Origin of the sequence: Paraburkholderia sp. WC7.3g (assembly GCF_050436345.1) — a bacterium.
GTDB lineage: Bacteria > Pseudomonadota > Gammaproteobacteria > Burkholderiales > Burkholderiaceae > Paraburkholderia > Paraburkholderia podalyriae.
In genome coordinates this window covers 3,887,099-3,910,211 of record NZ_JBNDMA010000002.1, presented here as the reverse complement: position 1 = coordinate 3,910,211, position 23,113 = coordinate 3,887,099, and the positions used below count along the sequence as shown (strand labels likewise).

22 protein-coding genes are annotated in these 23,113 nt (G+C 64.7%); 14 read left to right on the top strand and 8 right to left on the bottom strand.

Translation table 11 applies throughout. The features are described from left to right. The first annotated feature begins 3 nt into the window (after positions 1-3). Positions 4-846: a SirB1 family protein gene (locus OKW43_RS29600; protein ID WP_187637915.1), complete on the top strand. Its 843-nt coding sequence runs from the start codon at positions 4-6 to the stop codon at positions 844-846. A 125-nt stretch (positions 847-971) separates the two neighbouring features. Here the strand turns inward: OKW43_RS29600 and OKW43_RS29595 are convergent, their stop codons facing one another. The 5 genes from OKW43_RS29595 to lpxK all read right to left on the bottom strand — a co-directional run bounded on the left by OKW43_RS29595 (position 972) and on the right by lpxK (position 5,058). After that, positions 972-1,730, bottom strand: a complete 759-nt coding sequence (locus tag OKW43_RS29595) for a 3-hydroxyacyl-CoA dehydrogenase (RefSeq protein WP_429451311.1) — start codon at positions 1,728-1,730, stop codon at positions 972-974. Between the two features lie 255 nt (positions 1,731-1,985). After that, a complete protein-coding gene (gene adk / locus OKW43_RS29590; RefSeq protein ID WP_187637906.1) occupies positions 1,986-2,651 on the bottom strand; it encodes an adenylate kinase in 666 nt (221 codons plus the stop codon). A 211-nt stretch (positions 2,652-2,862) separates the two neighbouring features. After that, complete coding sequence (gene kdsB / locus OKW43_RS29585; protein ID WP_187637907.1) at positions 2,863-3,657, bottom strand: 3-deoxy-manno-octulosonate cytidylyltransferase; 795 nt, start codon at positions 3,655-3,657, stop codon at positions 2,863-2,865. Positions 3,658-3,857: 200 nt separating this feature from the next. Then, positions 3,858-4,061: a Trm112 family protein gene (locus OKW43_RS29580; protein WP_007180583.1), complete on the bottom strand. Its 204-nt coding sequence runs from the start codon at positions 4,059-4,061 to the stop codon at positions 3,858-3,860. Then, positions 4,042-5,058 (bottom strand): tetraacyldisaccharide 4'-kinase, encoded by a 1,017-nt coding sequence (gene lpxK / locus OKW43_RS29575; RefSeq protein WP_429451309.1) that lies wholly within the window; start codon positions 5,056-5,058, stop codon positions 4,042-4,044. The genes OKW43_RS29580 and lpxK overlap by 20 nt, the downstream gene beginning before the upstream one ends. Before the next feature lie 549 nt (positions 5,059-5,607). On the opposite strand from lpxK, the gene xseA reads away from it, so the two are divergent. Both xseA and sodB read left to right on the top strand, forming a co-directional pair. Next, positions 5,608-6,987: an exodeoxyribonuclease VII large subunit gene (xseA, locus tag OKW43_RS29570; protein ID WP_187637909.1), complete on the top strand. Its 1,380-nt coding sequence runs from the start codon at positions 5,608-5,610 to the stop codon at positions 6,985-6,987. A gap of 215 nt (positions 6,988-7,202) precedes the next feature. After that, positions 7,203-7,781, top strand: coding sequence for a superoxide dismutase [Fe] (gene sodB, locus OKW43_RS29565; RefSeq protein ID WP_187637910.1), 579 nt, complete (start codon positions 7,203-7,205; stop codon positions 7,779-7,781). A gap of 699 nt (positions 7,782-8,480) precedes the next feature. Here the strand turns inward: sodB and OKW43_RS29560 are convergent. The 3 genes from OKW43_RS29560 to OKW43_RS29550 all read right to left on the bottom strand — a co-directional run bounded on the left by OKW43_RS29560 (position 8,481) and on the right by OKW43_RS29550 (position 12,161). Continuing rightward, positions 8,481-9,650 (bottom strand): IS91 family transposase, encoded by a 1,170-nt coding sequence (locus OKW43_RS29560; protein WP_429445528.1) that lies wholly within the window; start codon positions 9,648-9,650, stop codon positions 8,481-8,483. Between the two features lie 23 nt (positions 9,651-9,673). After that, positions 9,674-10,549, bottom strand: a complete 876-nt coding sequence (locus tag OKW43_RS29555) for a tyrosine-type recombinase/integrase (protein ID WP_429445530.1) — start codon at positions 10,547-10,549, stop codon at positions 9,674-9,676. A gap of 1,123 nt (positions 10,550-11,672) precedes the next feature. After that, complete coding sequence (locus OKW43_RS29550) at positions 11,673-12,161, bottom strand: hypothetical protein (RefSeq protein WP_187638075.1); 489 nt, start codon at positions 12,159-12,161, stop codon at positions 11,673-11,675. A gap of 393 nt (positions 12,162-12,554) precedes the next feature. Between OKW43_RS29550 and OKW43_RS29545 the strand changes: the two genes are divergently transcribed. From OKW43_RS29545 to OKW43_RS29495, 11 genes are all read left to right on the top strand, one after another. Continuing rightward, on the top strand, positions 12,555-13,346 hold the full coding sequence (locus OKW43_RS29545) for a GntR family transcriptional regulator (RefSeq protein WP_429451306.1): 792 nt from the start codon (positions 12,555-12,557) through the stop codon (positions 13,344-13,346). Positions 13,347-13,444: 98 nt separating this feature from the next. Next, on the top strand, positions 13,445-13,711 hold the full coding sequence (locus OKW43_RS29540; RefSeq protein WP_429451305.1) for a hypothetical protein: 267 nt from the start codon (positions 13,445-13,447) through the stop codon (positions 13,709-13,711). Further along, entirely contained in the window at positions 13,708-14,478 is a 771-nt protein-coding gene (locus OKW43_RS29535; protein ID WP_429451303.1) for a cupin domain-containing protein, read from the top strand. The genes OKW43_RS29540 and OKW43_RS29535 overlap by 4 nt, the downstream gene beginning before the upstream one ends. Continuing rightward, on the top strand, positions 14,475-15,023 hold the full coding sequence (locus tag OKW43_RS29530; RefSeq protein WP_429451301.1) for a 2,4'-dihydroxyacetophenone dioxygenase family protein: 549 nt from the start codon (positions 14,475-14,477) through the stop codon (positions 15,021-15,023). The genes OKW43_RS29535 and OKW43_RS29530 overlap by 4 nt, the downstream gene beginning before the upstream one ends. Before the next feature lie 23 nt (positions 15,024-15,046). Next, a complete protein-coding gene (locus OKW43_RS29525) occupies positions 15,047-16,294 on the top strand; it encodes a CaiB/BaiF CoA transferase family protein (RefSeq protein ID WP_429451299.1) in 1,248 nt (415 codons plus the stop codon). Then, the gene (locus OKW43_RS29520) at positions 16,291-17,055 is read left to right on the top strand and encodes an enoyl-CoA hydratase-related protein (protein WP_187638080.1); all 765 of its coding nucleotides are present in this window, start codon (positions 16,291-16,293) and stop codon (positions 17,053-17,055) included. Before OKW43_RS29525 ends, OKW43_RS29520 begins: the two co-directional genes overlap by 4 nt. After that, on the top strand, positions 17,040-18,848 hold the full coding sequence (locus OKW43_RS29515) for an acyclic terpene utilization AtuA family protein (RefSeq protein WP_429451297.1): 1,809 nt from the start codon (positions 17,040-17,042) through the stop codon (positions 18,846-18,848). Before OKW43_RS29520 ends, OKW43_RS29515 begins: the two co-directional genes overlap by 16 nt. Next, the gene (locus OKW43_RS29510; protein WP_429451295.1) at positions 18,845-20,005 is read left to right on the top strand and encodes an acyl-CoA dehydrogenase family protein; all 1,161 of its coding nucleotides are present in this window, start codon (positions 18,845-18,847) and stop codon (positions 20,003-20,005) included. Before OKW43_RS29515 ends, OKW43_RS29510 begins: the two co-directional genes overlap by 4 nt. A gap of 140 nt (positions 20,006-20,145) precedes the next feature. Then, a complete protein-coding gene (locus OKW43_RS29505) occupies positions 20,146-20,955 on the top strand; it encodes an SDR family NAD(P)-dependent oxidoreductase (protein WP_429451293.1) in 810 nt (269 codons plus the stop codon). A 179-nt stretch (positions 20,956-21,134) separates the two neighbouring features. Continuing rightward, a complete protein-coding gene (locus tag OKW43_RS29500) occupies positions 21,135-21,629 on the top strand; it encodes a YbhB/YbcL family Raf kinase inhibitor-like protein (protein WP_187638084.1) in 495 nt (164 codons plus the stop codon). Positions 21,630-21,806: 177 nt separating this feature from the next. Continuing rightward, positions 21,807-22,856: an SMP-30/gluconolactonase/LRE family protein gene (locus OKW43_RS29495; protein ID WP_429451291.1), complete on the top strand. Its 1,050-nt coding sequence runs from the start codon at positions 21,807-21,809 to the stop codon at positions 22,854-22,856. Positions 22,857-23,113: the final 257 nt, after the last annotated feature.

Below are 23,113 nucleotides of genomic sequence, written 5' to 3'. Positions count from 1 at the left end.
ACCATGTCGCGGGTTCTCGATTATTTCAGTACGCTCGTCGCCGAAGACGAGAGTCTGCCGCTGACCGAGACGGCGCTCTCGATCGCGCAGGATGCCTATCCCGACCTCGATCTGCAGTCGGTGCTCGCCGAGATCGACGAACTGGTGCTGCGGCTACGGCGTCGCATGCCCGACGATGCCGACATCCGTCAGAAGGTCGGTATCCTCAATCGGTTCTTTTTCCGCGAACTCGGTTTCGCGAGCAATCTGAACGATTACTACGACCCCGACAACAGTCATCTGCACGTCGTACTCAAACGTCGCCGTGGTATTCCGATTTCGCTCGCGGTGCTCTATCTGGAGATGGCCGAGCAATTCGGCGTGCCGGTGCGCGGGGTGTCGTTTCCAGGCCACTTCCTGCTGCGCGTGACGACGCCCGATGGTGACGTGATGCTCGATCCGACCACCGGTCATTCGCTGTCCGAAGCGCAAATGGTCGAGATGCTCGAGCCGTACGTCGCGTCGGCTGGGGATTCGGTCGGGCGCGCGCTGCGAATCCTGTTGCAACCGGCTACGCGTCGCGAGATCGTCGCGCGGATGTTGCGCAACCTGAAGGCGATCTATCTGCAGACCGAGCGCTGGCAGCGTCTGCTCGCGGTGCAGCAACGGCTCGTCATTTTACTGCCGGACAACATCGAGGAAGTGCGCGATCGCGGCTTCGCGTATGCGCGGCTCGATTATCTGCGGCCAGCGCTCGAGGATCTCGAAAGCTATCTCGGCGATCGCCCCGATGCGGAAGATGCCACCGTGGTCGAGTCGCAGCTGCATGAATTGCGGCAGCGCACGCGGCACGATGGCGGCGAGTAGCGACGCGCATTTCCACGCTGCATAAAGCGCAAACGCCTGCACATGTCACACATGCACAGGCGTTTTTTTCACCGGATGCGGGGCCTGGCCGCGCATCGGCGAGCAGATCGATCGCTACGCGATCGTCACTTCGGCTGCATACGGATCGCGCCGTCGAGTCGGATCACCTCGCCGTTCAGCATCGGATTGTCGAAGATCTGCTTGGCAAGCATCGCGTATTCGGCCGGTTTGCCGAGGCGCGGTGGGAACGGCACCATCGCGCCGAGCGCATCCTGCACTTCCTGCGGCATGCCGAGCAGCATCGGCGTTTCGAAGATGCCGGGGGCGATCGTCATCACGCGGATCGCGTTGCGCGACAGGTCGCGCGCGATCGGCAGCGTCATGGCGACCACGCCGCCCTTCGACGCGGAGTAGGCCGCCTGGCCGATCTGGCCGTCGAACGCGGCGACCGATGCCGTGTTAATGATCACGCCTCGCTCGCCGTTGGCGTTCGGCTCGTTCTTCGCCATCTGCACCGCGGCGAGCCGGATCATGTTGAACGTGCCGATCAGGTTGATCGAGATCGTGCGCGTGAACAGACCGAGCGAATGGGGGCCATCCTTGCCGACGGTCTTCACGGCCGGCGCGACGCCCGCGCAGTTGACGAGACCGCGCAGCGTGCCGAGCTTCGTCGCGGCTTCGACGGCCTGTTGCGCGTCCTGTTCGCGGCTCACGTCGCACTTGACGAATACGCCGCCGAGTTCCTTCGCGAGCGCCTCTCCGGTGTCAAGATTCAGATCGGCGAGCACGACCTTGCCACCGTTCTCGACGAGCAGGCGCGCGGTGGCGGCGCCGAGGCCCGATGCACCGCCGGTGATCAGGAACACATTGTCACGAATCTCCATGTCTTCTCCTTTGCTACGGTTGTTCAGTGCTGGCCCGATCGAAGCATGATTCGACGATCGATCTTAGCGGTCGTCGTGCGATGCGGAAAGCGACGCGGGCGGCGGCATGCCAGCGCTATGGAAAGCTAAGTAACCATCCGGAACGATCCGCACCGCTTGCCGCCTGAGACTTTCTCGCCCCCAATAAAAAACCCGCCGATGTGGGCGGGTCTTTCGTCAAACGCAAACAGTGCCACAGCTCCAGACCGATCCGGCTTACTTCAGCGCGTCGAACGCGCGGGCGCGAATTTCGTCGACGCTGCCAAGGCCCGAAATGCGGCGATATTGCGGGGCCTTCACGGAGCTCGACGTATCGCCGTTTTTCGCCCAGCCGTTGTAGTAGTCGATCAGCGGCTTGGTTTGCGATTCGTACACTGACAGACGCTTCTTGACCGTTTCTTCTTTGTCGTCGTCGCGCTGAATCAGCGGCTCGCCGGTGACGTCGTCGATGCCCTCGACCTTCGGCGGATTGAACGTCACGTGATACGTGCGGCCCGACGCGGGGTGCGAGCGGCGGCCGCTCATGCGCACGATGATCTCGTCGAACGGCACGTCGATTTCGAGCACGTAGTCGATCGCGACGCCGGCCTGCTTCATTGCTTCGGCTTGCGGGATCGTGCGCGGGAAGCCGTCGAACAGATAGCCGTTCGCACAGTCCGGCTGCTGCAGACGTTCCTTCACGAGGTTGATGATCAGTTCGTCGGTGACGAGCTCACCGGCGTCCATGAAGCGCTTTGCTTCGAGGCCGAGCGGCGTGCCAGCCTTGACGGCCGCGCGCAGCATGTCGCCGGTGGAAATTTGCGGGATGCCGAACTTTTCCTTGATGAAGTTGGCCTGAGTGCCTTTGCCGGCACCCGGTGCACCCAACAGGATCAAACGCATGAATATCTCCAGATCTATGTGAATTCTTGGTTGACGCGACATGCTTCCCGGCGATTCTCGCAGGTTCCGCATCGGCTACCGTTGGCTACCTCGCGCTGCACGTCGAATGCGACGGCGCTGCAAGACCCGAACGGCGCGACCGGGACAACCCGCGTATCGCCTGCGCTGGGAGGCGCGCATAACCGTTCGATTATGCCACGGCTTCCCGCGCTCAAGACCCGAATAAAGCCCGTACGCGCGCGAGATCGGCGGGTGTATCGACGCCGGGTAACGGCACGTCATGCGTGACGAGTACCGCGATGCGCTCGCCATGCCACATCGCGCGCAGCTGTTCGAGCGCTTCGACCTGCTCGATCGGCGAGATCGCGAGACTCGGGTACGTGCGTAGGAATTTCGCGCGATACGCGTACAAGCCGATGTGCCGGTAAACGATGGCAGGCGCGGGCGGCGTGGGCATCGACGCGACGTTGGGCCAGTGCGCTTGCCACGCGTCGCGCGCCCACGGGATCGGCGCGCGCGAGAAATACAGCGCGACGCCTCGCGCGTCGGGCACGACCTTGACGACGTTCGGATTGAAAATTTCGGCGGGATCGGTGATCGGATGCGCGGCCGTCGCGATAGCGCAGTCGCTCGCCGTCGCCAGATGCGCGGCGACGCCGCGCACGAGCGCCGGGTCGATCAGCGGCTCGTCGCCCTGCACGTTAACGACGATCGTGTCGTCGCTCCAGCCGAAGCGGGTCGCCACTTCCGCGAGACGGTCGGTGCCCGACGGATGATCGGCGCGCGTGAGCACCGCTTCGAAGCCGTGATCGTGCGCCGCGTCGAGCACTTCCTGCGCGTCCGACGCGACCAGCACCTGCTGCGCGCCCGATTCGCGCGCGCGCTCCGCGACGCGCACGACCATCGGCTTGCCGCCGATGTCCGCGAGCGGCTTGTTGGGCAGACGCGTCGACGCCAGGCGGGCCGGCACGACGGCAATAAACGGATGAAGGGCGGTGTGGGTCATCGGATCAAGGACGGGCGGCGATCAACCGCAGGAAGAAGCTGCGCGCTCGACGGGCACGCAGGTCGGACATAAGCCGGAGCGGGAAAACGGCTGCGGATCGATTGCGGAGCAGATGCGGGGCGGACACTGGCATTGAAGCTTGCCTTGGCCCTCGCGTGAGCGAGACGACGCGACGCCTCGCACTGCAGCGGCGCTGCGGGTCAGGCGACCGAGCCGGGATTCAGATCGACCGGCGTGCCTTCGACGGTCTGCCGCGCTTCGTCGACGAGCATCACCGGAATGCCATCGCGGATCGGGTAGGCGAGCTTGTCCGCGTTGCAGATCAGTTCCTGCGCGGCGCGGTCGTAGCTGAGCGGGCCCTTGCAGATCGGGCAGACGAGGATTTCAAGCAGGCGAGCGTCCACGGACTTTCTCCACAACTAATGCAGTGAGGCGATGATCGAGCGCGGCTTCGACCGGGACTACCCAGATGCGCGCATCGTGCCAGGCCCCGAATTTTACCGCATCCTTTTCCGTAATCAGGATCGCGTCGGCGTCGATGTCGGTGAAAGGATTGCGCTCGAACGCGTAGTGATCGGGCAGCGCGCGTGTCGTGGGCGCGAGGCCCGCCGCGCGCAACGTCGCGAAAAAGCGCTCCGGAGCGCCGATGCCGGCGGCGGCCAGCACGCGCTGACCGGCGAATTGCGCGAGCGGACGGCGCAGCGCGGGATTGTCGAGATGCCACGCGTCGGCGGGCGCGAGCTGCAGTGCGAACGTGTTGGGCCACCCGGGCAGCGTGCGCGCGTACGGATCGTTGATCAGCGTCGCGTCGCGGCGGCGCGACAGCGGCTCGCGCAGCGGCCCGGCCGGCAGCAGGAAACCGTTGCCGCCGAGCCGGTGATCGAACACGACGAGTTCAACGTCGCGCGCGAGCCGATAGTGCTGCAGGCCGTCGTCGCTGACGATCACGTCGACATCGCGGTGCGCGGCGCACAGCGCCTGGGCGGCGGCGACGCGATCGGGACAGACCCACACGGGTGCGCCGGTGCGGCGCGCGATCAACAAGGGCTCGTCCCCGCCGACGCGTGCCGACGAACCGGGCGTGACCTGGATCGGCGTGCTCACGCGCGCGCCGTAGCCGCGCGACACGATGCCAGGCGTGAAGCCCGCGGCGCGCAAAGCTTCGACGAGCGCGATGACGGTCGGCGTCTTGCCGGTGCCGCCGACCGTCACGTTGCCGACGACCACCACCGGCACGCCAACGCGCACCGACTTGAGCCAGCCGAGAGAAAACGCGGCGCGGCGCGCGGCCGCGATTGCGCCGAACACGCCGGCGAGCGGCGTCAGCGCCCAGGCGAGCGGTCCACGTTGCTGCCATTCGCGCGTGAGGCGCGCTTCGAGTCGGTCGCTGAGTTCGCTCATGGGCGGGTTGCGGGCACGGACTGCGCGCCGTACGCACTACGCAGGGTCAACATCAACGCGGTTCTCCGGGCAATCGAATGCGAATACGGTCGAAAAAATGAGGTGCACCTGGCGCGACGATAGGGCTCGCGCATGACGGCCTCCGGCCGGCAAGCTGTCCGCTGCGCTGCGCGATCGGCATGCCGTCGAACCCACCACTCTAGCGCGCGGGCGTCCCGCCCGGCAAGTCGCGTGGGGCCTGACGCACGCGGGTCCACCCTATGTGCGCTTGCCCACAGTCTGTGGATAACTTTGTGGAGAACCTGCCATCCGATTGCCCGGAAGGGCCGTTCCATTTGCTTTGGATCGCGGTGCTCGCTCGCCATTGAAATGTAAATTTCATATAAATCAAGGGTCTGCCAAGGAAATTATTGACGTTGGCAGCCGTTCTGGCGGAATTCGTCAGGCGAGTCCCGCCATGTGGACACTTTTAACAATCCTGCGATTCCGGCTGGACGGCGCTCGTCGCTCGGTCTATCGTCTGTCCGGCCAGCGCTATTTATTCCTCGCATGACTCCAGAAAATCCTTTTGCTTCGGCGGCCCCACCAGGCGGTGAGGTCGTCGTTCCCGTCTCCGCGCTCAATCGCGCGATAGGCACGATGCTCGAACGCTCGTTTCCGCTCGTTTGGGTCGCGGGTGAAGTGTCGAACTTCACCCGCGCCGCGAGCGGCCACTGGTATTTCTCGATCAAAGACGCGCAGGCGCAGATGCGCTGCGTGATGTTCCGCGGTCGCGCGCAGTATGCCGAATTCATGCCACGCGAAGGCGATCGCATCGAGGTGCGAGCCCTCGTCACGATGTACGAACCGCGCGGCGAACTGCAGCTGAATATCGAAGCGGTGCGCCGCACTGGGCAGGGGCGTCTGTACGAAGCGTTTCTACGGTTGAAGGCGCAACTCGAGGCCGAGGGGCTGTTCGCCGCGGAGCGCAAGCGCGCGCTGCCGACGCATCCGCGCGCGATCGGCATCGTCACGTCGTTGCAGGCCGCCGCATTGCGCGACGTGCTGACGACGCTGTCGCGCCGCGCGCCGCACATTCCGGTGATCGTGTATCCGGCGCCGGTGCAGGGCGCGGGCGTCGGCGCGAAGCTCGCGGCGATGGTCGATGCGGCCGGCGCGCGTCGCGAGGTCGACGTGCTGATCGTGTGTCGCGGTGGCGGCTCGATCGAAGACCTGTGGGCGTTTAACGAAGAAGTGCTCGCGCGCGCGATTGCGGAAAGCGTCATTCCCGTGGTGAGCGGCGTCGGTCACGAGACCGATTTTACGATTGCCGATTTCGCCGCCGACGTACGCGCGCCCACGCCGACCGGTGCCGCCGAGCTCGTGAGCCCGCAGCGCGTCATACTGCTGCGCGAACTCGATCATCGGCACGCGACACTCGCGCGCGCGTTCGGCCGCATGATGGAGCGGCGCGCACAGCAGCTCGACTGGCTGGCGCGCCGGCTCGTTTCGCCGGCCGAGCGGCTCGCGCGGCAGCGCACCCATCTGCAGCAGTTGCGCGTGCGGCTCGCGTCGGCGGGCGCGCGGCCGGTGCGCGACGCTCGTGCGCGATTTTCGCTGCTGCAGATGCGCTGGCAACGCTGGCGTCCGGATCTCGCGGCCGAGCGCACCCGCGTCAATGCGCTGGCGCAGCGTCTGAATGCGGCGCTATCGCGCCAGCATGAACGTCAGGTCGCGCGCATCGACTTGCTCAGCGCGCGACTCGAAGTGCTGAGTCCGCAGCGCACACTCGAGCGCGGTTATGCAGCCGTGCTCGATGCGCAAAGCGGTCGCGCGATTCGCACGCCTTCGTCGCTTAAACCCGGACGTCGTTTGACGATGCATCTCGCCGAAGGCTCGGCCGATGTCGCGCTCGCCGACGTGCAAGCGCGTCTGACCGACGGTTTCTAACGTTTCGCCGACGGGCGGGTGGCGCGCGTTTTCTCTGTTCCGACGACCCGGGCACGCGCAATGCGCGCCTTTCACGAGGGCCTTGCTCACGGCAAATTCGCCATGCCGGACGCAAAGGCCGTTGGTTTGCGGGGTTATTCCAACTCGCCTACAATCGAGTGCTCGATAGCGTCATCCGCAGACTCCCCACAACAGATACAGAGAAGGAAAGCACCATGGAACATACGCTCCCGCCGCTGCCGTTCGCGAAAAACGCGCTCGCTCCGCACATGTCGGAAGAGACGCTCGAGTTTCACTACGGCAAGCACCATCAGACCTATGTGACCAACCTGAACAATCTGATCAAGGGCACGGAATTCGAGAAACTGTCGCTGGAAGAGATCGTCAAGAAGTCGTCGGGCGGTATCTTCAACAATTCGGCTCAGGTGTGGAATCACACGTTCTTCTGGAACAGCCTGTCGCCGCAAGGTGGCGGCGCACCGACCGGCGCGCTGGCTGACGCGATCAATGCGAAGTGGGGTTCGTTCGACAAGTTCAAGGAAGAGTTTGCAAAGACCGCTGTCGGCACGTTCGGCTCTGGCTGGGCATGGCTCGTGAAGAAGGCTGATGGTTCGCTCGATCTCGTGTCGACGAGCAACGCCGCCACGCCGCTCACCACCGACGCCAAGGCACTGCTGACGATCGACGTGTGGGAGCACGCTTACTACATCGACTATCGCAATGCGCGCCCGAAGTTCGTCGAAGCGTACTGGAACATCGTCAACTGGGACTTCGCAGCGAAGAACTTCGCTTGAGATTGCTGTAGCGTGACAATATAGTTTGGAAAGTGCAATAAAGATTGGAAAATCCGAACCAGGTGCCGCAATAAAGTTTGGAAACGGTAGTAAAAATGAAAGCCCTCTGACATGAGGGCTTTCTGCTTTCTGGGCAAAACCATCCGTTGACGCTCGGTGCCCGGTCCATAAATGTTGTAGCAACACCATCCGCCCCAATATCAGGCAGGCCGACGACAATTTGAATAGCTGGCTCAAGCACAACCCGCTTGCGCTCAGAGTGTAAAGACCGACGCCGTCGCCGGCGTATAGGATCCGCCGCGTCCAATCGGCGTCACGGCAGCCAGCCGGCCGCAGTTCTTGAGTTCTTGAGGTTTGTTCGATGCCTGCCCATGTCCGTGGACTCGGGGTGCGCGCCGGCGCGTGCAGGCAGGCGTTGAATAAACCTGAAGGGAGGAAACCGCGGAGTGCTCTGATGCAATGGGAGTCTTCGGGGCTATGGCGATTGATTGCCCGGGATGGCGAGCGGTGTTGCGGGATGCGTGGTCAGGCGGGATGCTGGCTGAGGGCTGATGCTGTGCCGAAGCGGTGCAGTGGCGCCGTCGTGATGGCGGAACGGACGTGCAAGGGCCTGTGCGAAGCGACAGACGCAAAGGTCTGCTCGTGGGCCGCGTTGCCGCAAAGCCGAGGGTCGGGTTGTTCGTCCTGGAACAGTGGCGCTCATATCTCGCCCCGGCGCGTGGGTGGTGCGCGAATCGGTGCAGTGCGCGCAAGGATATCGATGACGATCATCGGCGCGCCGCAGTGCCGGCAGATGAAGGCCGGCCGAGTTTCAACGAGAGTCTCTTCGGGTGATGTGTTGACCTCCGCCGCGACGTGCAGCAGTTCGCGGACCTTCGCGAGACTGGTGCGGCGCACCGGGTTGGCGAGCAGCCCGTAGTGACGGATGCGATGGAACCCGCCGGGCAACACATGAAGCATGAAGCGGCGCATGAACTCGCCGGCTTCGAGGGTCATGGTCTTGTAGCGGGTGTGCCCCTTCGCACGGTAGTCCTTCCAGCGGAAGGTCACGCCGCGTTCATCGAATGCAAGCAGGCGCTGGCTGGAGATCGCGACGCGGTGCGTATAGCGCGACAGGTACGCGAGCACTGCTTCGGGTCCTGCAAAGGGACGCTTTGCGTAGACGACCCATTCGCAGGCACGCAGCGGCGCAAGCCACACGTCAAAGACAGCTGGGTCGGCAAGTTCAGCGTACTGGCCGAAGAACTGCAGGTGGCCATGCCGGTGCGCGTCCGTGAGCGCTTCGAGGAAGCGCCTGCGGAACAGGCGCGAGAGCACACGTACCGGCAGGAAGAAGCCGGGCCGGCATGCGATCCACCGCTGACCATCGGGCGACAGCCCACCGCCGGGGACGATACCGTGTACGTGCGGATGATGCGTGAGTGCCGAGCCCCAGGTGTGCAGCACGAGCGTCGCGCCGATCTGGGCGCCGAGGTGCTTCGGATCAGCGGCAATGGTGCATAGCGTTTCGGCGGCGATATCGAACAGCAGCCCGTAGATGACGGCCTTGTTGTACCAGGCGATGGCACTGATGGGCGCGGGCAGCGTGAAGACGACATGGTAGTACCCGACCGGAAGCAGATCGGCCTGGCGTGCCTGGAGCCAGCGATGCGCAGCACTGCCCTGGCACTTCGGGCAATGACGGTTGCGGCAGGAGTTGTAGGCAACCTCGATCCGGTCGCAGCCGGCGCAGCGCAGCACATGCCCCCCCAGTGCCGCACTGCGGCACTGTTCGATGGCCGACATGACCTTCAACTGCCCCAGGCTCAGCGCTACCGTGCGCCGCCACGCCGGCCCGCAGGCGCGGAAGATATCCGCGACCTCCAGCACGGGGTGCTCCGCGTGCGGCCGGGCTAGCCGGCGGGCAGGCGGTCCAGCGGACTGACCACCTTGCGCAGGAGGTCAGTGGCAACCTGGGTATAGAGCGTGGTGGTCTCGATCTGCCTGTGCCCAAGGAGCACCTGGATCACGCGGATATCCTCCTTCTGTTCCAGCAGGTGCGTGGCAAAGGAATGCCTCAGCGTGTGCATGGATACGCGCTTGTCGATGTTTGCGGTCTCGGCGGCCGCATGGATGGCGCGGGTCAGTTGCCGCGTGCTGAGCGGGTCGATCGGATCGAGGCCCGGAAAGAGCCACCCGCCATCGAGCATGCAGCCCTGGGCACGGGCAACGCGCCACCAGACGCGCAGACGTTCGAGCAGGACCGGCGAGAGCATCGCGTAGCGGTCACGGCGGCCCTTGCCCTGCTCGATGCGCAGGGTCATGCGCTGGCTGTCGATGTCGCTGACCCTGAGCGCGACCACTTCGCTCGCACGCAGCCCGGCGCCATAGGCGACCGACAGCGCGGTCTGATGCTTGAGGTTTCCGGCTGCCGCGATGAGCCGACGCACCTCCTCGGGGCTGAGCACAACCGGGAGCGTGCGAGGCACGCGTACCGGCTGCATCCGCGCCATCAGCTCAGGCCGGCCGAGCGTGACTTCGAAGAAGAACTTCAGAGCGCTGATCGCGGCGTTCAGCGACACCGGCGACGCGCCGTGATCGACCAGATGCAACTGGTAGTCCCGGAGGTCCTCGACAGTGGCGGTATCGGGTAAACGCCCGAGGTATCGGGCGAACTGACGTACGGCACGCAGATAGGCGGCCTGGGTCTTGGGTGCGAACTTGCGCATGCGCAAGTCCTCAAGCATACGGCGGCGCAGCGGGCTGATGCCCGGATCGGAGGAGGTCATGATGGGACTCCTGCTGGAGGACGAGGCGGATTGCCTCAACCACCAACATAAGCACCGGCGCCACTCGCCTCCCATTCGCCGCCAGAGTCGGGCCGTAGCCCCCTACCGCGCGAGCGGTTTAGTCCTGTCGGCCAAAGCAGCCGCTGGCGCGACCGCCCGCCAATGGCGGCTACGGTCAGCGTTGCCGACGTCGGGCCCGCGACAAGTTCGACTGGGGTTTTCCGAGCTGCGCTGAGGCGCTTTCTCCGCTGCCCATCTGTTTGGCGAACTTGCTGCCTGTATCCTCGCCGCCGAACGCGATCTTCTCTGTCTCTATCGACAGCGTGCCCTCGCCGACTAGGGCCGTCGAATAGTAGCCGACTGCACCCAGTCACCACCGCGACGATAGAGCAGCCATCAGTTTCCGTGCGCCGTTTATATTGCAACTCATAGCCCCACTGCGTTCGGTCGCGCGCACTGTTGTGATCGAAACCAGAACCTAAATGGATGTCCTTTCGTCTTATCGGCCCAAGTCCGCGTAACAGCGTCGGCCGCGCGCCTCGTTCTGCCAACGAGGTCTGCGACCTGTGGTTCGGGAGGCGTCGAAGGTCTTCGAGAGCTGAATCGCTCCAAGGTCATGCGCTATCTGGAGCAAGGAGTTCGAACGCGGAAGCAGCTTCACTACAAAAATTCTGATCTGGGCGACTGGTGTCGTCAGTTTGATTCTGAGTGGTTCCAGGTGGTGTTGCCGGCGATGCCACAGTCAGAGCGCCAAGGCGTTGGCAGGAGAAAGGGAGGGTGCAACGCGGGCACTCGGACAGTAAAAGTGTGCCCGCGGACATTCGTTGGCGCTCCTGCCCGTCAAGGTCAGGAACACGTCGGAGACGAGATTGACGCGGCGAGCTAATTTCAGTCCGACCCAAACATCAACAGCGAAGGGAATCATTGTACGTTCATCCGATCAGTGATGTTCCGATTAGCATTCCGGCAAAATTGTTGCCCGTTGGGATGGCGGCGGACTGCAACGTCTGGCGCGGCGCTATGCGTTTTCAGGTCGTGGCATCCTGTGCTAGCCGCTGAAAGCGAAGCAATTGATATGTTGAAGCTCGCCAGCGGTGAACTCGTCATCTTATGATTGGGCGGCCTAGCCGGCCTTGCGTCCATCCATCCAAGCTAGCCAACCTTGGCGGTACGCGCGGGCATCGACAAGGGCGTGATGTACACGATTGTCTTTCGCATAATAGTTCTGCACCGTTCGGTCATAGACTGCAGTGTCGATTAACGGTCGCAAGTCAAAAAAGGTGGGTGCCAGATTCTCCGGAAGAGGATGGCCCAGCAATTCCAGCAGGAACCGAAAGTCTGTGCTCGAGTCGCTCGCTATCCGGACCGCACGCGGAGCATTGAAAAACCATTCCCGCAGGCGAACGCGACCTTGTTCGAACGTAAGGGGCGAGCCCTCAAGCAATGGCAGAACTTCCCTTTTGACGAAGTCTGAGCAATCTTCGATTTGCCACGTGTCCGAGAACTCAATATAAAGCTCGCGGCTAGCGTCTTCGACAACAATCCCCAAGCTGATCAGCCGGGGAATCCGCTGCCCGAAGCCGGTGTACTCGGTATCGAGAAACAGCAGCACGATGAACTCCTAAAGTCGTAGTTTAACGATCAACTGCGACGCCGTTCCAGACCGATTGTAAATGTAAGGGAAAGCTGAGTGTTCTCGAAAATATAGCGGAAACCGAACTCCGATGTGACCGGAGCTGGTTATCTTTTCCAGATAAAAATTCTTGTCTTTCTTTTCTGCTTCCAATTGTGTTTCGCGGCGAAACCCGCGTTTGCAACTGCGCTGGCAACCGCACGACGCCAACCGTGAACATCTCGGTGCCGTTGTCAGTTCACGCTAAGCCCGCAAAGGAACCTGGTGGGGGGCCAAGAGGGTGCCAGGAACGCGATCTTCTGCTCGCCCACCGCTGACATATAATTCGAATGTTGGTTATTTAGGATTTATATGATGGCGGATGAGCGACACATGGAGACCGCGCGGCCAGAGCTGCCAGCCGAGCGCGGCGTTGCACAATATCAGCGACTGGCGTCCCTGCTGCGGCACCGAATCGCGAAGGGCGAGTACCCGCTCGGCACGCAGCTGCCGCCGATCACGCAGCTCGCGGACGACGTGGGCGTCGCCGTCGTCACCGTCCGGCAAGCATACGAGCTGCTTTCCAAGGAAGGGCTGATCCGCAGCCAGCGGGGCGTTGGGACCCACGTCGCAGCGCTGCCCGCCGCCACGGGCGACCTCGAACAGGTGATCAACAACCCCTTCGCCGCGCCGCAGCCGCTTGCCTTCGAGATACTCGAAGTCGGGCGCCGCACCTTGCTGCCCCAGGAGCTGCTCGGGCCGGATGACCGGTCGGCTGGCGAATACGTGTGCGTCCGCAAACTGCACACCTATTCCGGCGAGCCCTTCTGCTACGCCGAAATCTATGTGCCCACGCCGGTTTTCGAATCGCTGCCCAGGGACATCGCCATGAAGCGGAAGCTGCTCGCCGCGGTGCTCGACAAACTGGGCGCGCGCTGCAAACGCTTGCGGCAACGCGTGACCGTGATACCCGCGGATTTCCCTCTGTGCGATATGCTGAAGATCCCGTTTGCCTCGCCCGTCGCGAAGATGTCGCGACGCCTGGTTGACGGCAAAGGCAACGTGCTGTACGCCGGTGCGACCTGGTATCGGGGCGACCGCTACGTCTCCGAGATCGACCTCCCCGCGTCCGCCCTGAAAACCGTGCCCGGGATCACCGAGCCCCAGCGGCGGGCTGTCGGGTAAGCCCGCACTTGACGCCACTTTGCGCATGCCTAAACTACTAACATTAGTCATTTAGGTTTAACTCCTCGAAGCTGATTCCTCACTGGAGCTTAATGCGCATGCGGAACCTTCTCTTCCTCCTGGCTGCCCCCGTGCTCGCGTCGCAAGCGATGGCGGCGGCCCCTTATCCGGCCGAGCCCATCAAGTTCATCGTTCCCTTTCCGGTCGGAAGCGGAACGGACGGCAGGGGGCGCGTGCTCGACCAGTCGCTGCCCGCCAGGAAGGGCCAGCCCGCCATCGTGGAAAACCGTCCCAACGCCTCCGGCTTCATGGCGGCGCAGGCCACCGCCCCGGCGGTCAAGACCGCAGGGAGCCAGGCAGAATGAAGCCCGTACCTATCATGGTCAGGGCGGCCGATCTTGCCGCCTACGCGCCGGCGAACCACACCGGCACCTCCAACGTGCGCGTGATCGGCCCCGAGACTGTCGGCGCGACGGCGCTCGAAGTGCTGGTCGGCACGATCGTGAAATCGCACGGCGCGCGGCCGCACGCGCATCCCCACCTGGAGCAATGCGCCTACATGATCGAGGGAACCGGCGAGTCGGGGGCGGAGGGCCGCGTGGAAGCGATGGAGCCCGGGACCTGGGCCTACGTGCCGGCAGGCGTGTTCCATTCGTTTCGCGTGACCAGCGACCAGCCCGGGCGTGTGCTGGTCGTCTATACGCCGCCGTATGGCGAGAACCCGGCGCACACGATCACGGAACCCGACGGCGCTGCCGCCGCGCCTGCTCACGGCAAGGTGCGCGTGCTTGCCGCCGGCGACGCCGCCACCGGCACGGTTCCCCTCATCGACCGCGAGACCGCTGGCGCGCGCTGGGTCGACATTGCGGCGCTGCGCATGCCTGCCGGCAGCGCATCGGTCTGCACCGCGGAGCCTGACGCCGAACAGGTTCTCTACGTCGAACACGGACGGATCGACGCACGTGTCGATGGGCAGCACTTCGGTCTCGCCCCGGGCGACTTCCTGTTTCTTCCGCGCGGGGCCGCCGCCTCCCTGCGCTGTTTGCCGGAGCAGCCTGCGTCCGGCTTCCTTATCAAGGGGCGGCTTCCATCCACTGCTTTAAATCCAGTAACAACGGGAGACAATTCATGAACGCAAGAATGCTCGCGCAGCCCACCACGTCCACCGGCGCCCCGCTGCCGCTGCCCGCTCTGCCACAGGACAAGCTCCTGACCGTCAACATCGAGCAGATCCCGCTGATCAGGGATGTCTTTCCGGGCATCCACATCAAGCCGCTGCGCCTTGACCTGGAGCGCGGCGAGTGGGTCTTCATGGCCATCCTGGAACCCGGTTGCTCACTGCCGATTCACTACCACACCGGTACGGCGCAGGTGTGGACGATCCAGGGCTGCTGGGCGTATCGCGAGTACCCCGAGCAGCGGCAGACGGCAGGCTCCTACCTGTACGAGCCGGGCGGCTCGGTGCACACCTTCTACACCCCCGAGGACAACACCGAGGACACCATCACTATCGCCTGGATCGAAGGCGCGCAGGTCAGCTTCAACGATGACGGCACGTTCCACTCGCTCAATGACGCGGTTTCGATCCGGTACGCGATCGAGGCCCTCGCGGCAGCGCGCGACATCGGACCGGTGCCCTATATCCGCGGCAACGGCGCGGACGTAGCCGGTTCCTGACCGGAAAGAGGAGCACGCACAGAATGAACAACGACTCGAACCAGGGTGGGCCGCTGGCCGGCCTGCGCATCATCGACATCACCGAAGTCGTCATGGGACCTTCAGCCACGCAGATGCTGGCCGACCTGGGGGCCGACGTGATCAAGGTGGAGCCGCCCGGCGGCGACATGCTGCGCGCCGTCGGACCCGGCGGGCGCTCGGGCGCCGGCCCGCTGTTCCTCAACCTGAACCGCAACAAGCGCAGCGTCATGCTGGACCTGAAGCGCCCTGCCGGCAAGGAAGCGCTGCTGAAGCTGGCGCAGACGGCCGACGCACTGGTCTACAACGTGCGGCCGCAGGCGATGCAGCGCCTCGGGCTGGATTACGAGGCGCTGCGGCTGGTGAACCCGCGCATCGTCTACGTCGGCACCTTCGGCTTCAGCCAGCGCGGCCGCTATGCGGACTCGCGCGCCTTCGACGACCTGATCCAGGCGGCCGTCGCGATCCCCGAGGCCAGCGTGCGGGCCGGTTCCGACGTGCCGCGCTATGCCCCGCTCAACCTCTCGGACCGGGCCACGGGTCTGTACGCGTTCGGCGTGATCTGCGCGGCCCTGCTGGCGCGCGAGCGCACGGGCTGCGGTCAGGCGGTGGACGTGCCGATGTTCGAGACCACCGCGCAGATGATGCTGGGCGATCATCTGTACGGCCACACGTTCATCCCGCCGCGCGGCGGCTTCGGCTATCCGCGGCTGCTCAACCCGCAGCGGCGGCCGTACGCCACGCAGGACGGCCTGGTGTGCCTCGTCGTCTACACCGACGAACAGTGGCAGGCCTTCATGCGCGTGGTGGGCGAGGCCGAGCGGTTCAACAGCGACCCGCGGTTTGCCGACGGCGAATCGCGCACGCAGCATGTCGAGGCGCTGTACGAGATCCTCGCCGACAAGCTGAAAGCTCGGACCACGCAGCAATGGCGCGAGCTGCTGGAGCCGCTTGGCATCCCGGTGTTGCCGGTGCACACCTTCGAGTCGCTGATGGACGATCCGCACCTGCAGGACATCAAGTTCTTCCAGCAGTTCGAGCATCCCACTGAGGGCATGCTGCGAACCATGGCGGTGCCCAGCGAATGGCCGCAAACCCCGCTGCCGCCGCTGCGCCCGCCGCCGTTGCTGGGTGAGCACAGCGCACAAGTGCTGGCCGAGGCCGGCTACTCGCCGCAGCAGATCCGCGAGATGGTGCAGGCGGGCGTGACGCAAGTGGCGGTGTGCAGCGAGTCAACGGGAGTCGAAGCATGAGCGAGGTCGTGCACGCCAGCCGGCAGGACGGGCGGCTGATTCTCACCATCGACCGCCCGGAGCGCCGGAATGCGCTCAACGCGGAAGTGATCGGCACGTTGCAGGAAGCGCTGCACCGCGCCAGGTCTGACAAGACGATTCGCGCGGTGGTGCTCACCGGTGCGGGCGACGAGGCGTTCTGCGCCGGCGCCGACCTGGGCGGGGATGCCTTCGCGTTCGACTACGCCACGCCGACCAGCGCCTATGCCGACCTGCTGCGCACGGCCCGCACGCTGAACGTGCCGCTCGTCGCGCGGGTCAACGGCGCCTGCATGGCCGGCGGCATGGGCCTGCTCGCGATGTGCGATCTCGCCATCACGGCCCGGCACGCGAGCTTCGGCCTGCCCGAGGTGAAGGTGGGCGTGTTCCCGATGCAGGTGCTCGCCGTGCTGCAGGCCCAGTTGCCGCTGCGCTGCCTGGCGCAGTTGTGCCTGACGGGCGAGCCCATCGACGCGGCGCGGGCACGCGAGATCGGTCTGGTGAACGAGGTGGCTGACGACCTCGACGCTGCGCTCGAGCGCCTGCTGTCGCGGCTGCTCGCCAACTCACCCACGGCGCTGCGGCGCGGCATGTATGCGATGAAGGCGATGCGCTCGATGTCCTTCGAAGAGGCGATCGCCTTCGGCGAAGGGCAGATCGGCCTGCTGGCCCTGACCCAGGACGCGCGCGAGGGCCTGGCCGCATTCAAGGAAAAAAGGAAACCGCAATGGACGGGCAACTGACATCCGCGACGCCGGGCAAGGTTGTGCGCATCGGCGGCGCCTCGGGTTTCTGGGGCGACAGCAGCCTCGGGCCGCTGCAGCTGGTGCGCTGCGGCGCCATCGATTACCTCGTGTTCGACTATCTCGCCGAGCTCACCATGTCGATCCTCGCGGGCGCGCGCATGAAGCGGCCGGAGGAAGGCTACGCCATCGACTTCGTCACGGTGGCGCTGCGCTCGGTGCTGAAGCAGGCCGTCGAGCAGGGCATCCGCATCGTCAGCAACGCCGGAGGCGTGAATCCGAGGGGATGCGCCGCGGCGGTGCGGGCGCTGGCCGACGAACTCGGCGTACCGGTGCGGGTCGCGATCGTCGAAGGCGACGACGTGCTCCCGCTCGCCGCCGCGATGCGAGCGGCCGGCACGGTCGAAATGTCCAGCGGCGAACCGATGCCTGAACGGCTGGTGACGGCCAATGCCTATCTCGGCGCACTGCCCATCGCGCGAGCCCTGGCCGCGGGCGCCGACATCGTCATCACCGGCCGCTGCGTCGACAGTGCCGTCACCCTCGGCGTGCTGACGCACGAGTTCGGCTGGGCGGCCGACGACTTCGACCGGCTCGCCGCCGGCAGCCTGGCCGGCCACATCATCGAATGCGGCTGCCAGGCGACAGGCGGCCTGCACACCGACTGGGCCAGCGTGCCGGACTGGGCGAACATCGGCTATCCGATCGTCGAGTGCCGCGAAGACGGCAGCTTTGTGGTCACCAAGCCCGCGGACACCGGCGGCCTTGTCACGCCCGCAACCGTCGGGGAGCAACTGCTGTACGAGATAGGCGATCCGGCCAACTATCTGCTGCCGGACGTGATCTGCGACTTCCGCCAGGTGCGCATGGAGCAGGCCGGGCCGCATCGCGTGCTCGTGACCGGCGCACGCGGCCGCCCGCCAACCGGCACCTACAAGGTCAGCGCCACCGCGCCGGCGGGCTTCAAGCTGTCCGGGCAGCTCACTATCGTCGGGATCGACGCCGCAGCGAAGGCCAAACGCACGGGCGAGGCGCTGCTCGAGCGCGGCCGCCGGCTGCTGCATGAGAGCGGGTTCGCGGATTTCCTGGCCACCCATATCGAGCTGCTCGGCACGGAGTCGGCTTACGGGCCGCATGCGCGACCGTTGCCGACGCGCGAAGTCGTGTTGCGCCTGACGGTGACGCATGCCGACCGGCGCGCACTAGAGATGTTCAGCCGCGAGTTAGCCGCACCCGGCACGTCCTGGTCACCCGGTACGACCGGTGCCGGTGGCCGTCCCTCTGTGTCGCCGGTGCTGCGGCAGTTCGCTTGGCTCATTCCGAAGGCGCAGTTGACGCCGACGGTCACGCTCGGCGAGACGACGTTCACCGTGACGCTGCCGTCACCGCAACCGCAGGTCGCGCCTGGACCGCTGGCGCCCATCGAGGGTGCGCTGCCCCCCGGCATACGCGAGACCGTGCCGCTCCTGAGAATCGCGCTGGGACGCAGCGGCGACAAGGGTGACACCTCCAACATCGGCCTCATCGCGCGGCATCCGGCCCTGCTGCCGGTGCTGAGAGACCAGGTGACGCCAGAACGCGTCGCGGAGTACCTCCGCCATCTGGTGCAGGGGCCGGTCCACCGTTACGAGCTGCCCGGCATCCATGCCATCAACCTCGTCTGCGAGCGGGCGCTGGGCGGCGGCGGCATGGCGTCGCTGCGCAATGACCCGCTCGGCAAGGGCATGGCGCAGATGCTGCTTGACATGCCGGTCGACGTCCCCGCAGGCATGTTGCAGGAGCTCCCCGCATGAATTTTGACTTCTCCGACGACCAGCTTGCAATCCGCGACGCCGTCGAGGCCCGCTGCGCCGACTTCGGCGCCGATTACTGGCTCGAGCGGGACCGCGATGGGCGCTGGCCCAGCGAGTTCTGCGACGCCGTTGCCCGCGGCGGGTGGTTCGGCGTGACCATGCCCAAGGAACATGGCGGCGCCGGCCTCGGCATCTCGGCGGCTGCGATGGTGATGCGCACGATCGGCAAGCTCGGCTCGGCGGCGGTGTCGTCGGTACACCTGAACCTGTTCGGCCCGCAGCCAGTGGTCGTGTTCGGCAGCGAGGCGCAAAAGCGGCGCATGCTGCCGCCGTTGATCGACGGTTCGGATCGCGCCTGCTTCGGCGTGACCGAGCCCAGCGTCGGTTCCGACACCACACGCGTCAGAACCTTCGCCCGCCGCGCGGGCGACCGCTACATCGTCCACGGCCAGAAGGTCTGGACCTCGACCGCGCAGCACGCCAACAAGATCCTGCTGGTGGCCCGCACGACGGCGATCGAGGCATGCGCGCGGCCGATGGACGGCGTCACACTGTTCTACACAGACCTCGATCGATCGCGCGTGCGCATCAGCGACATCGAGAAGATGGCGCGCAAGGCAGTGGACTCGAACGAACTGTTCATCGACGGGCTGGAGATCCCCGTCGAGGATCGCATCGGCGACGAAGGCCAGGGCTTCAGGTACCTGCTGCATGGCCTGAATCCGGAGCGCATCCTCGTCGCGGCTGCCGCGCTCGGCGCCGCTGAGACAGCGCTGGCGCGGGCAACCGACTACGCCAGGGAACGCGTCGTGTTCGGCCGGCCGATCGGCAAGAACCAGGCGATCCAGCATCCGCTGGCGGAATGCTGGATGCGCCTGCAATCGGCCGAACTGCTGATGTGGAAGGCGGCGGCGCTCTACGACGCCGGCAGGCCCTGCGGTGTCGAGGCCACGGCGGCCAAGTACCTGGCGGCGGAGGCCGGTTTCGAGACGTCGTTGCGTGCGGTGCGCACGCACGGCGGCTACGGCTACGCGAAGGAGTACCACGTTGAGCGCGGCCTGCGCGAAAGCGTGCTGTCGCTGCTCGCACCGGTGACGCAGGAGCTCGCGCTGTGCTACGTCGCCGAGCAGGCGCTCGGGCTGCCGAAGTCGTACTGACCTGCGCAGCGCGAGACAAACCGCCTCCAGGGCGTGGCAACGACACGTCCGACGACACCAACCAGATCAATCAGCAACGGTCGATAAACCCGAGCCTGGAGACTGCGAAATGAGAATGAACCTTGCGGGAGGTCAGTTTCATGAAGAGGTTTGCGGGTAAGGTCGTAATCGTCGTCGGCGCCGCCGGCCAAGACAACATGGGGCAGTGCATTGCCCGACGCTTCGCCGGCGAAGGCGCCAGCGTGGTTGTGGCTGGACGACGCGCGCAGCCGTTGGATCACCTGGCAAGCGAAATCGGAGGCGCCAGCCGGCTTTGCGATTTCACGCGCAAGGAAGACGTCGACGCCCTCGTCGCCTTCGCGGGCGAGCGCTACGGCCGCGTCGATGTCGGCATCAACGCCACCGGCTGGGGACTTCTCCGGCCGTTCGAAGACACGAGTGAGGAAGAACTGCAGGCGATGATGGATCTCCAGTTCAAGGGGCCCTTTCAGTTCATGCAGGCGCTCGTGAAAGCCATGAGGCAAAATCCGACGCCTGGAGGCTCGATCATCATGATCTCGTCCGCGACCGCGACGATCATGCTTGAGAACCACGCCGCCTATATGGGCACCAAGGCTGGCACCGACCACGTCGTGCGCTGCGTGGCCAACGACTTTGGCCAGCTCGGAATTCGCGCCAATTCGATCTCTCCTGGCATCACTCGCACGCCGATGTCGGGTGACGCCCTGAACATCCCCGAACTAGTGCGGGCCTTCGAGGCCGGCTATCCGCTCGGACGTATTGGCACTGTGGATGACGTCGCCGAAGCGGCTCTGTGGTTGGCAAGCGACGTGTGCTTCATGACGGGACAGAACCTGCAGGTCAATGGCGGCCTGATGCTGCGCCGCAATCCGACAGCGACGGAAATGGGCGCCCCCTATGCCCGGGTTATCGCGGACCTGTCCGCATAACGGAATCAATGGGGCAGACACGATTGAATAATCGTCCGCGACGGAACGTGTCGCGCGAGGGGTTGCCGTGGCGCAGCTAGAGGAAGCGGCGCGATGACAAATAAGTGCATCGGTTCTGGAGCACATCCAGGCGATGCAGCTTTCCTGGTTCTCAAATCAAGTAAATCAAAGGAAATGGCGTGAGCAACTTCACAGTAATATCGCCTGAATTCAAAGATCAGGAACGGCTGCAACTGGTGCATGAGTTCGATGGCTTCGACGGGACCGGCCAGAACCGTTCGCCCGCGCTGCAATGGCACGGCGCGCCGGCAGGCACCAGGAGCTTCGCGCTGACGCTGTACGACCCGGACGCACCCACCGGCAGCGGCTTCTGGCACTGGATCCTGTTCGATATCGATTCGTCCGTCACCCAGCTCGCCGCGGGCGTAGGCTCCGCCGACGCCACCGACCTGGGCGCCAGCGGCACTCAGGCCACCAACGACTACGGCGCCACCGGCTACGGCGGTCCCTGCCCGCCCAAGGGCTTGCCCACGCACCGCTATGTCTTCACCGTGCACGCGATGGGTGTGCCCAAGCTGGAGCTGCCGGCCAACGCGCCCAACGCGGTGGTGCGCTTCATGATCTACCAGAACACGCTCGCTACGGCCACCCTGACCGGCCTCTACAACCGGTGAGGGTGCGCCTTGCTGCGACTGTTTGAACCGCTCGCCAGCCCCAACGCTCGGCTCGGCGCGACGCGGGCGGACGGCGTTGCTGGTGCTGGTGGTGGGACCGCTGGTGGATTCAATGGGGGCAGACACGATTGAATAATCCGACGCATTACAGCTACCCCCAACTTTGGAGACTGCAAATTGAGAACGAACATAGCCAAAAGCATCCTGATATTGCCGATGCTGACGTTGCTGGTGTTGCTCACGACGCCGCTCACCACGAACGCCTGGGAGCGCGGCAAGGTCGAGAAATTTGCCACGTTGCCGCCGGGTGAGGCGCATCCCGAGGGGATCACCATCGACCGTCAGGGGAACGTCTACGTCGCCACAGTGGCGGCGAACAAACCTGAGACGAGTGAGGGAACGCTCATTGTGTTCGACCCACATGGCAAGCACCTTCGGACTGTTCGGGTCAAAGGCTCAAGCAGGCTATTGCTCGATCTTGGGTTCCATCCGCAGACCGGCGAGTTGCTTGTGGTCGATTACCAGGCCGCGAAGGTCTGGGTCGTCGATCCCAACACGGGTGCCGCATCCGTTTTCATGACGGTCACGGGTAATAATCCCGGCCTCGACGGGATGACGTTCGACGCTGCGGGCAACGTGTACGTGACCGACTCTCACCAGGGCATCATCTGGAAAACTGGACCGGGCGGCGGCGAAGCATTCGCGTGGGTCAAAAGCCCACTGCTCAGTCCGGCAAGGCCAGCACCGCGCATCGGCGCGAATGGTTTGGCGTTCAATAACGAGCGGACAGCGTTGTTCGTCGCCAACACAGCGAACGACACGATTGTCAAGATACCGGCGACCGGGTCGACGCTTGAACCTGGCACGCCTGAGGTCTTCGTCAATCGCGTCGGCGGCGGACCTGACGGCCTGATCATTGACGAGCACGATAACATCTGGACCGCGTGCAACCAGTCCAACGAGATTCTCGTACTCGAACCGACGCAGGGGCGAGTGATTGCAAAGCTCGGCGATTTCGGCGGAATCGATCGCGAGGGGGCGCCCATAGGCTTTCTCTGGTCGAATAGCCTCGTATTCCGCGGGGATGAGGTTCTTGTCACCAACCTTTCGCTCGATTTTGGCGCGGTCGTTTCGCAGTCTGAACGGACAATCGATGGACCGTGGGCTCATCAGGTGAAGGTCCACACCATCTCGAAAATCAAGAGGCGGATACCGGACATTTACTAGAAGTGACCGGATGCGCTCAAGAGTCCATGCCCAAACGGGGACTGGATCCGCGCCATAAGATGCCCGGTCCTTTTACCGCACATTCTCGATCGATCCCAGAAGTCGCTCTTCGCTCTGAGGCCGCGCGACTTCTCGGCACATCCCAGGGTGGGTGCGATCCCAGCCTCGCCTTCGAACTGCGGTACGCGCGCCCGAGCTCCTCGTCATTCGGGCACATGAAGCGCAGGTGTGAATTGGACTAACCAGATTGCTTTCAT

Coding starts and splice junctions, on each gene's coding strand:
- OKW43_RS29600 (WP_187637915.1), top strand. CDS start 4: ATGTCGCGGGTTCTCGATTATTTCAGTACGCTCGTCGCCGAAGACGAG.
- OKW43_RS29595 (WP_429451311.1), bottom strand. CDS start 1,730: ATGGAGATTCGTGACAATGTGTTCCTGATCACCGGCGGTGCATCGGGC.
- adk (WP_187637906.1), bottom strand. CDS start 2,651: ATGCGTTTGATCCTGTTGGGTGCACCGGGTGCCGGCAAAGGCACTCAG.
- kdsB (WP_187637907.1), bottom strand. CDS start 3,657: ATGACCCACACCGCCCTTCATCCGTTTATTGCCGTCGTGCCGGCCCGC.
- lpxK (WP_429451309.1), bottom strand. CDS start 5,058: ATGAGCGAACTCAGCGACCGACTCGAAGCGCGCCTCACGCGCGAATGG.
- xseA (WP_187637909.1), top strand. CDS start 5,608: ATGACTCCAGAAAATCCTTTTGCTTCGGCGGCCCCACCAGGCGGTGAG.
- sodB (WP_187637910.1), top strand. CDS start 7,203: ATGGAACATACGCTCCCGCCGCTGCCGTTCGCGAAAAACGCGCTCGCT.
- OKW43_RS29555 (WP_429445530.1), bottom strand. CDS start 10,549: ATGACCTCCTCCGATCCGGGCATCAGCCCGCTGCGCCGCCGTATGCTT.
- OKW43_RS29545 (WP_429451306.1), top strand. CDS start 12,555: ATGGAGACCGCGCGGCCAGAGCTGCCAGCCGAGCGCGGCGTTGCACAA.
- OKW43_RS29540 (WP_429451305.1), top strand. CDS start 13,445: ATGCGGAACCTTCTCTTCCTCCTGGCTGCCCCCGTGCTCGCGTCGCAA.
- OKW43_RS29535 (WP_429451303.1), top strand. CDS start 13,708: ATGAAGCCCGTACCTATCATGGTCAGGGCGGCCGATCTTGCCGCCTAC.
- OKW43_RS29530 (WP_429451301.1), top strand. CDS start 14,475: ATGAACGCAAGAATGCTCGCGCAGCCCACCACGTCCACCGGCGCCCCG.
- OKW43_RS29525 (WP_429451299.1), top strand. CDS start 15,047: ATGAACAACGACTCGAACCAGGGTGGGCCGCTGGCCGGCCTGCGCATC.
- OKW43_RS29520 (WP_187638080.1), top strand. CDS start 16,291: ATGAGCGAGGTCGTGCACGCCAGCCGGCAGGACGGGCGGCTGATTCTC.
- OKW43_RS29515 (WP_429451297.1), top strand. CDS start 17,040: ATGGACGGGCAACTGACATCCGCGACGCCGGGCAAGGTTGTGCGCATC.
- OKW43_RS29510 (WP_429451295.1), top strand. CDS start 18,845: ATGAATTTTGACTTCTCCGACGACCAGCTTGCAATCCGCGACGCCGTC.
- OKW43_RS29505 (WP_429451293.1), top strand. CDS start 20,146: ATGAAGAGGTTTGCGGGTAAGGTCGTAATCGTCGTCGGCGCCGCCGGC.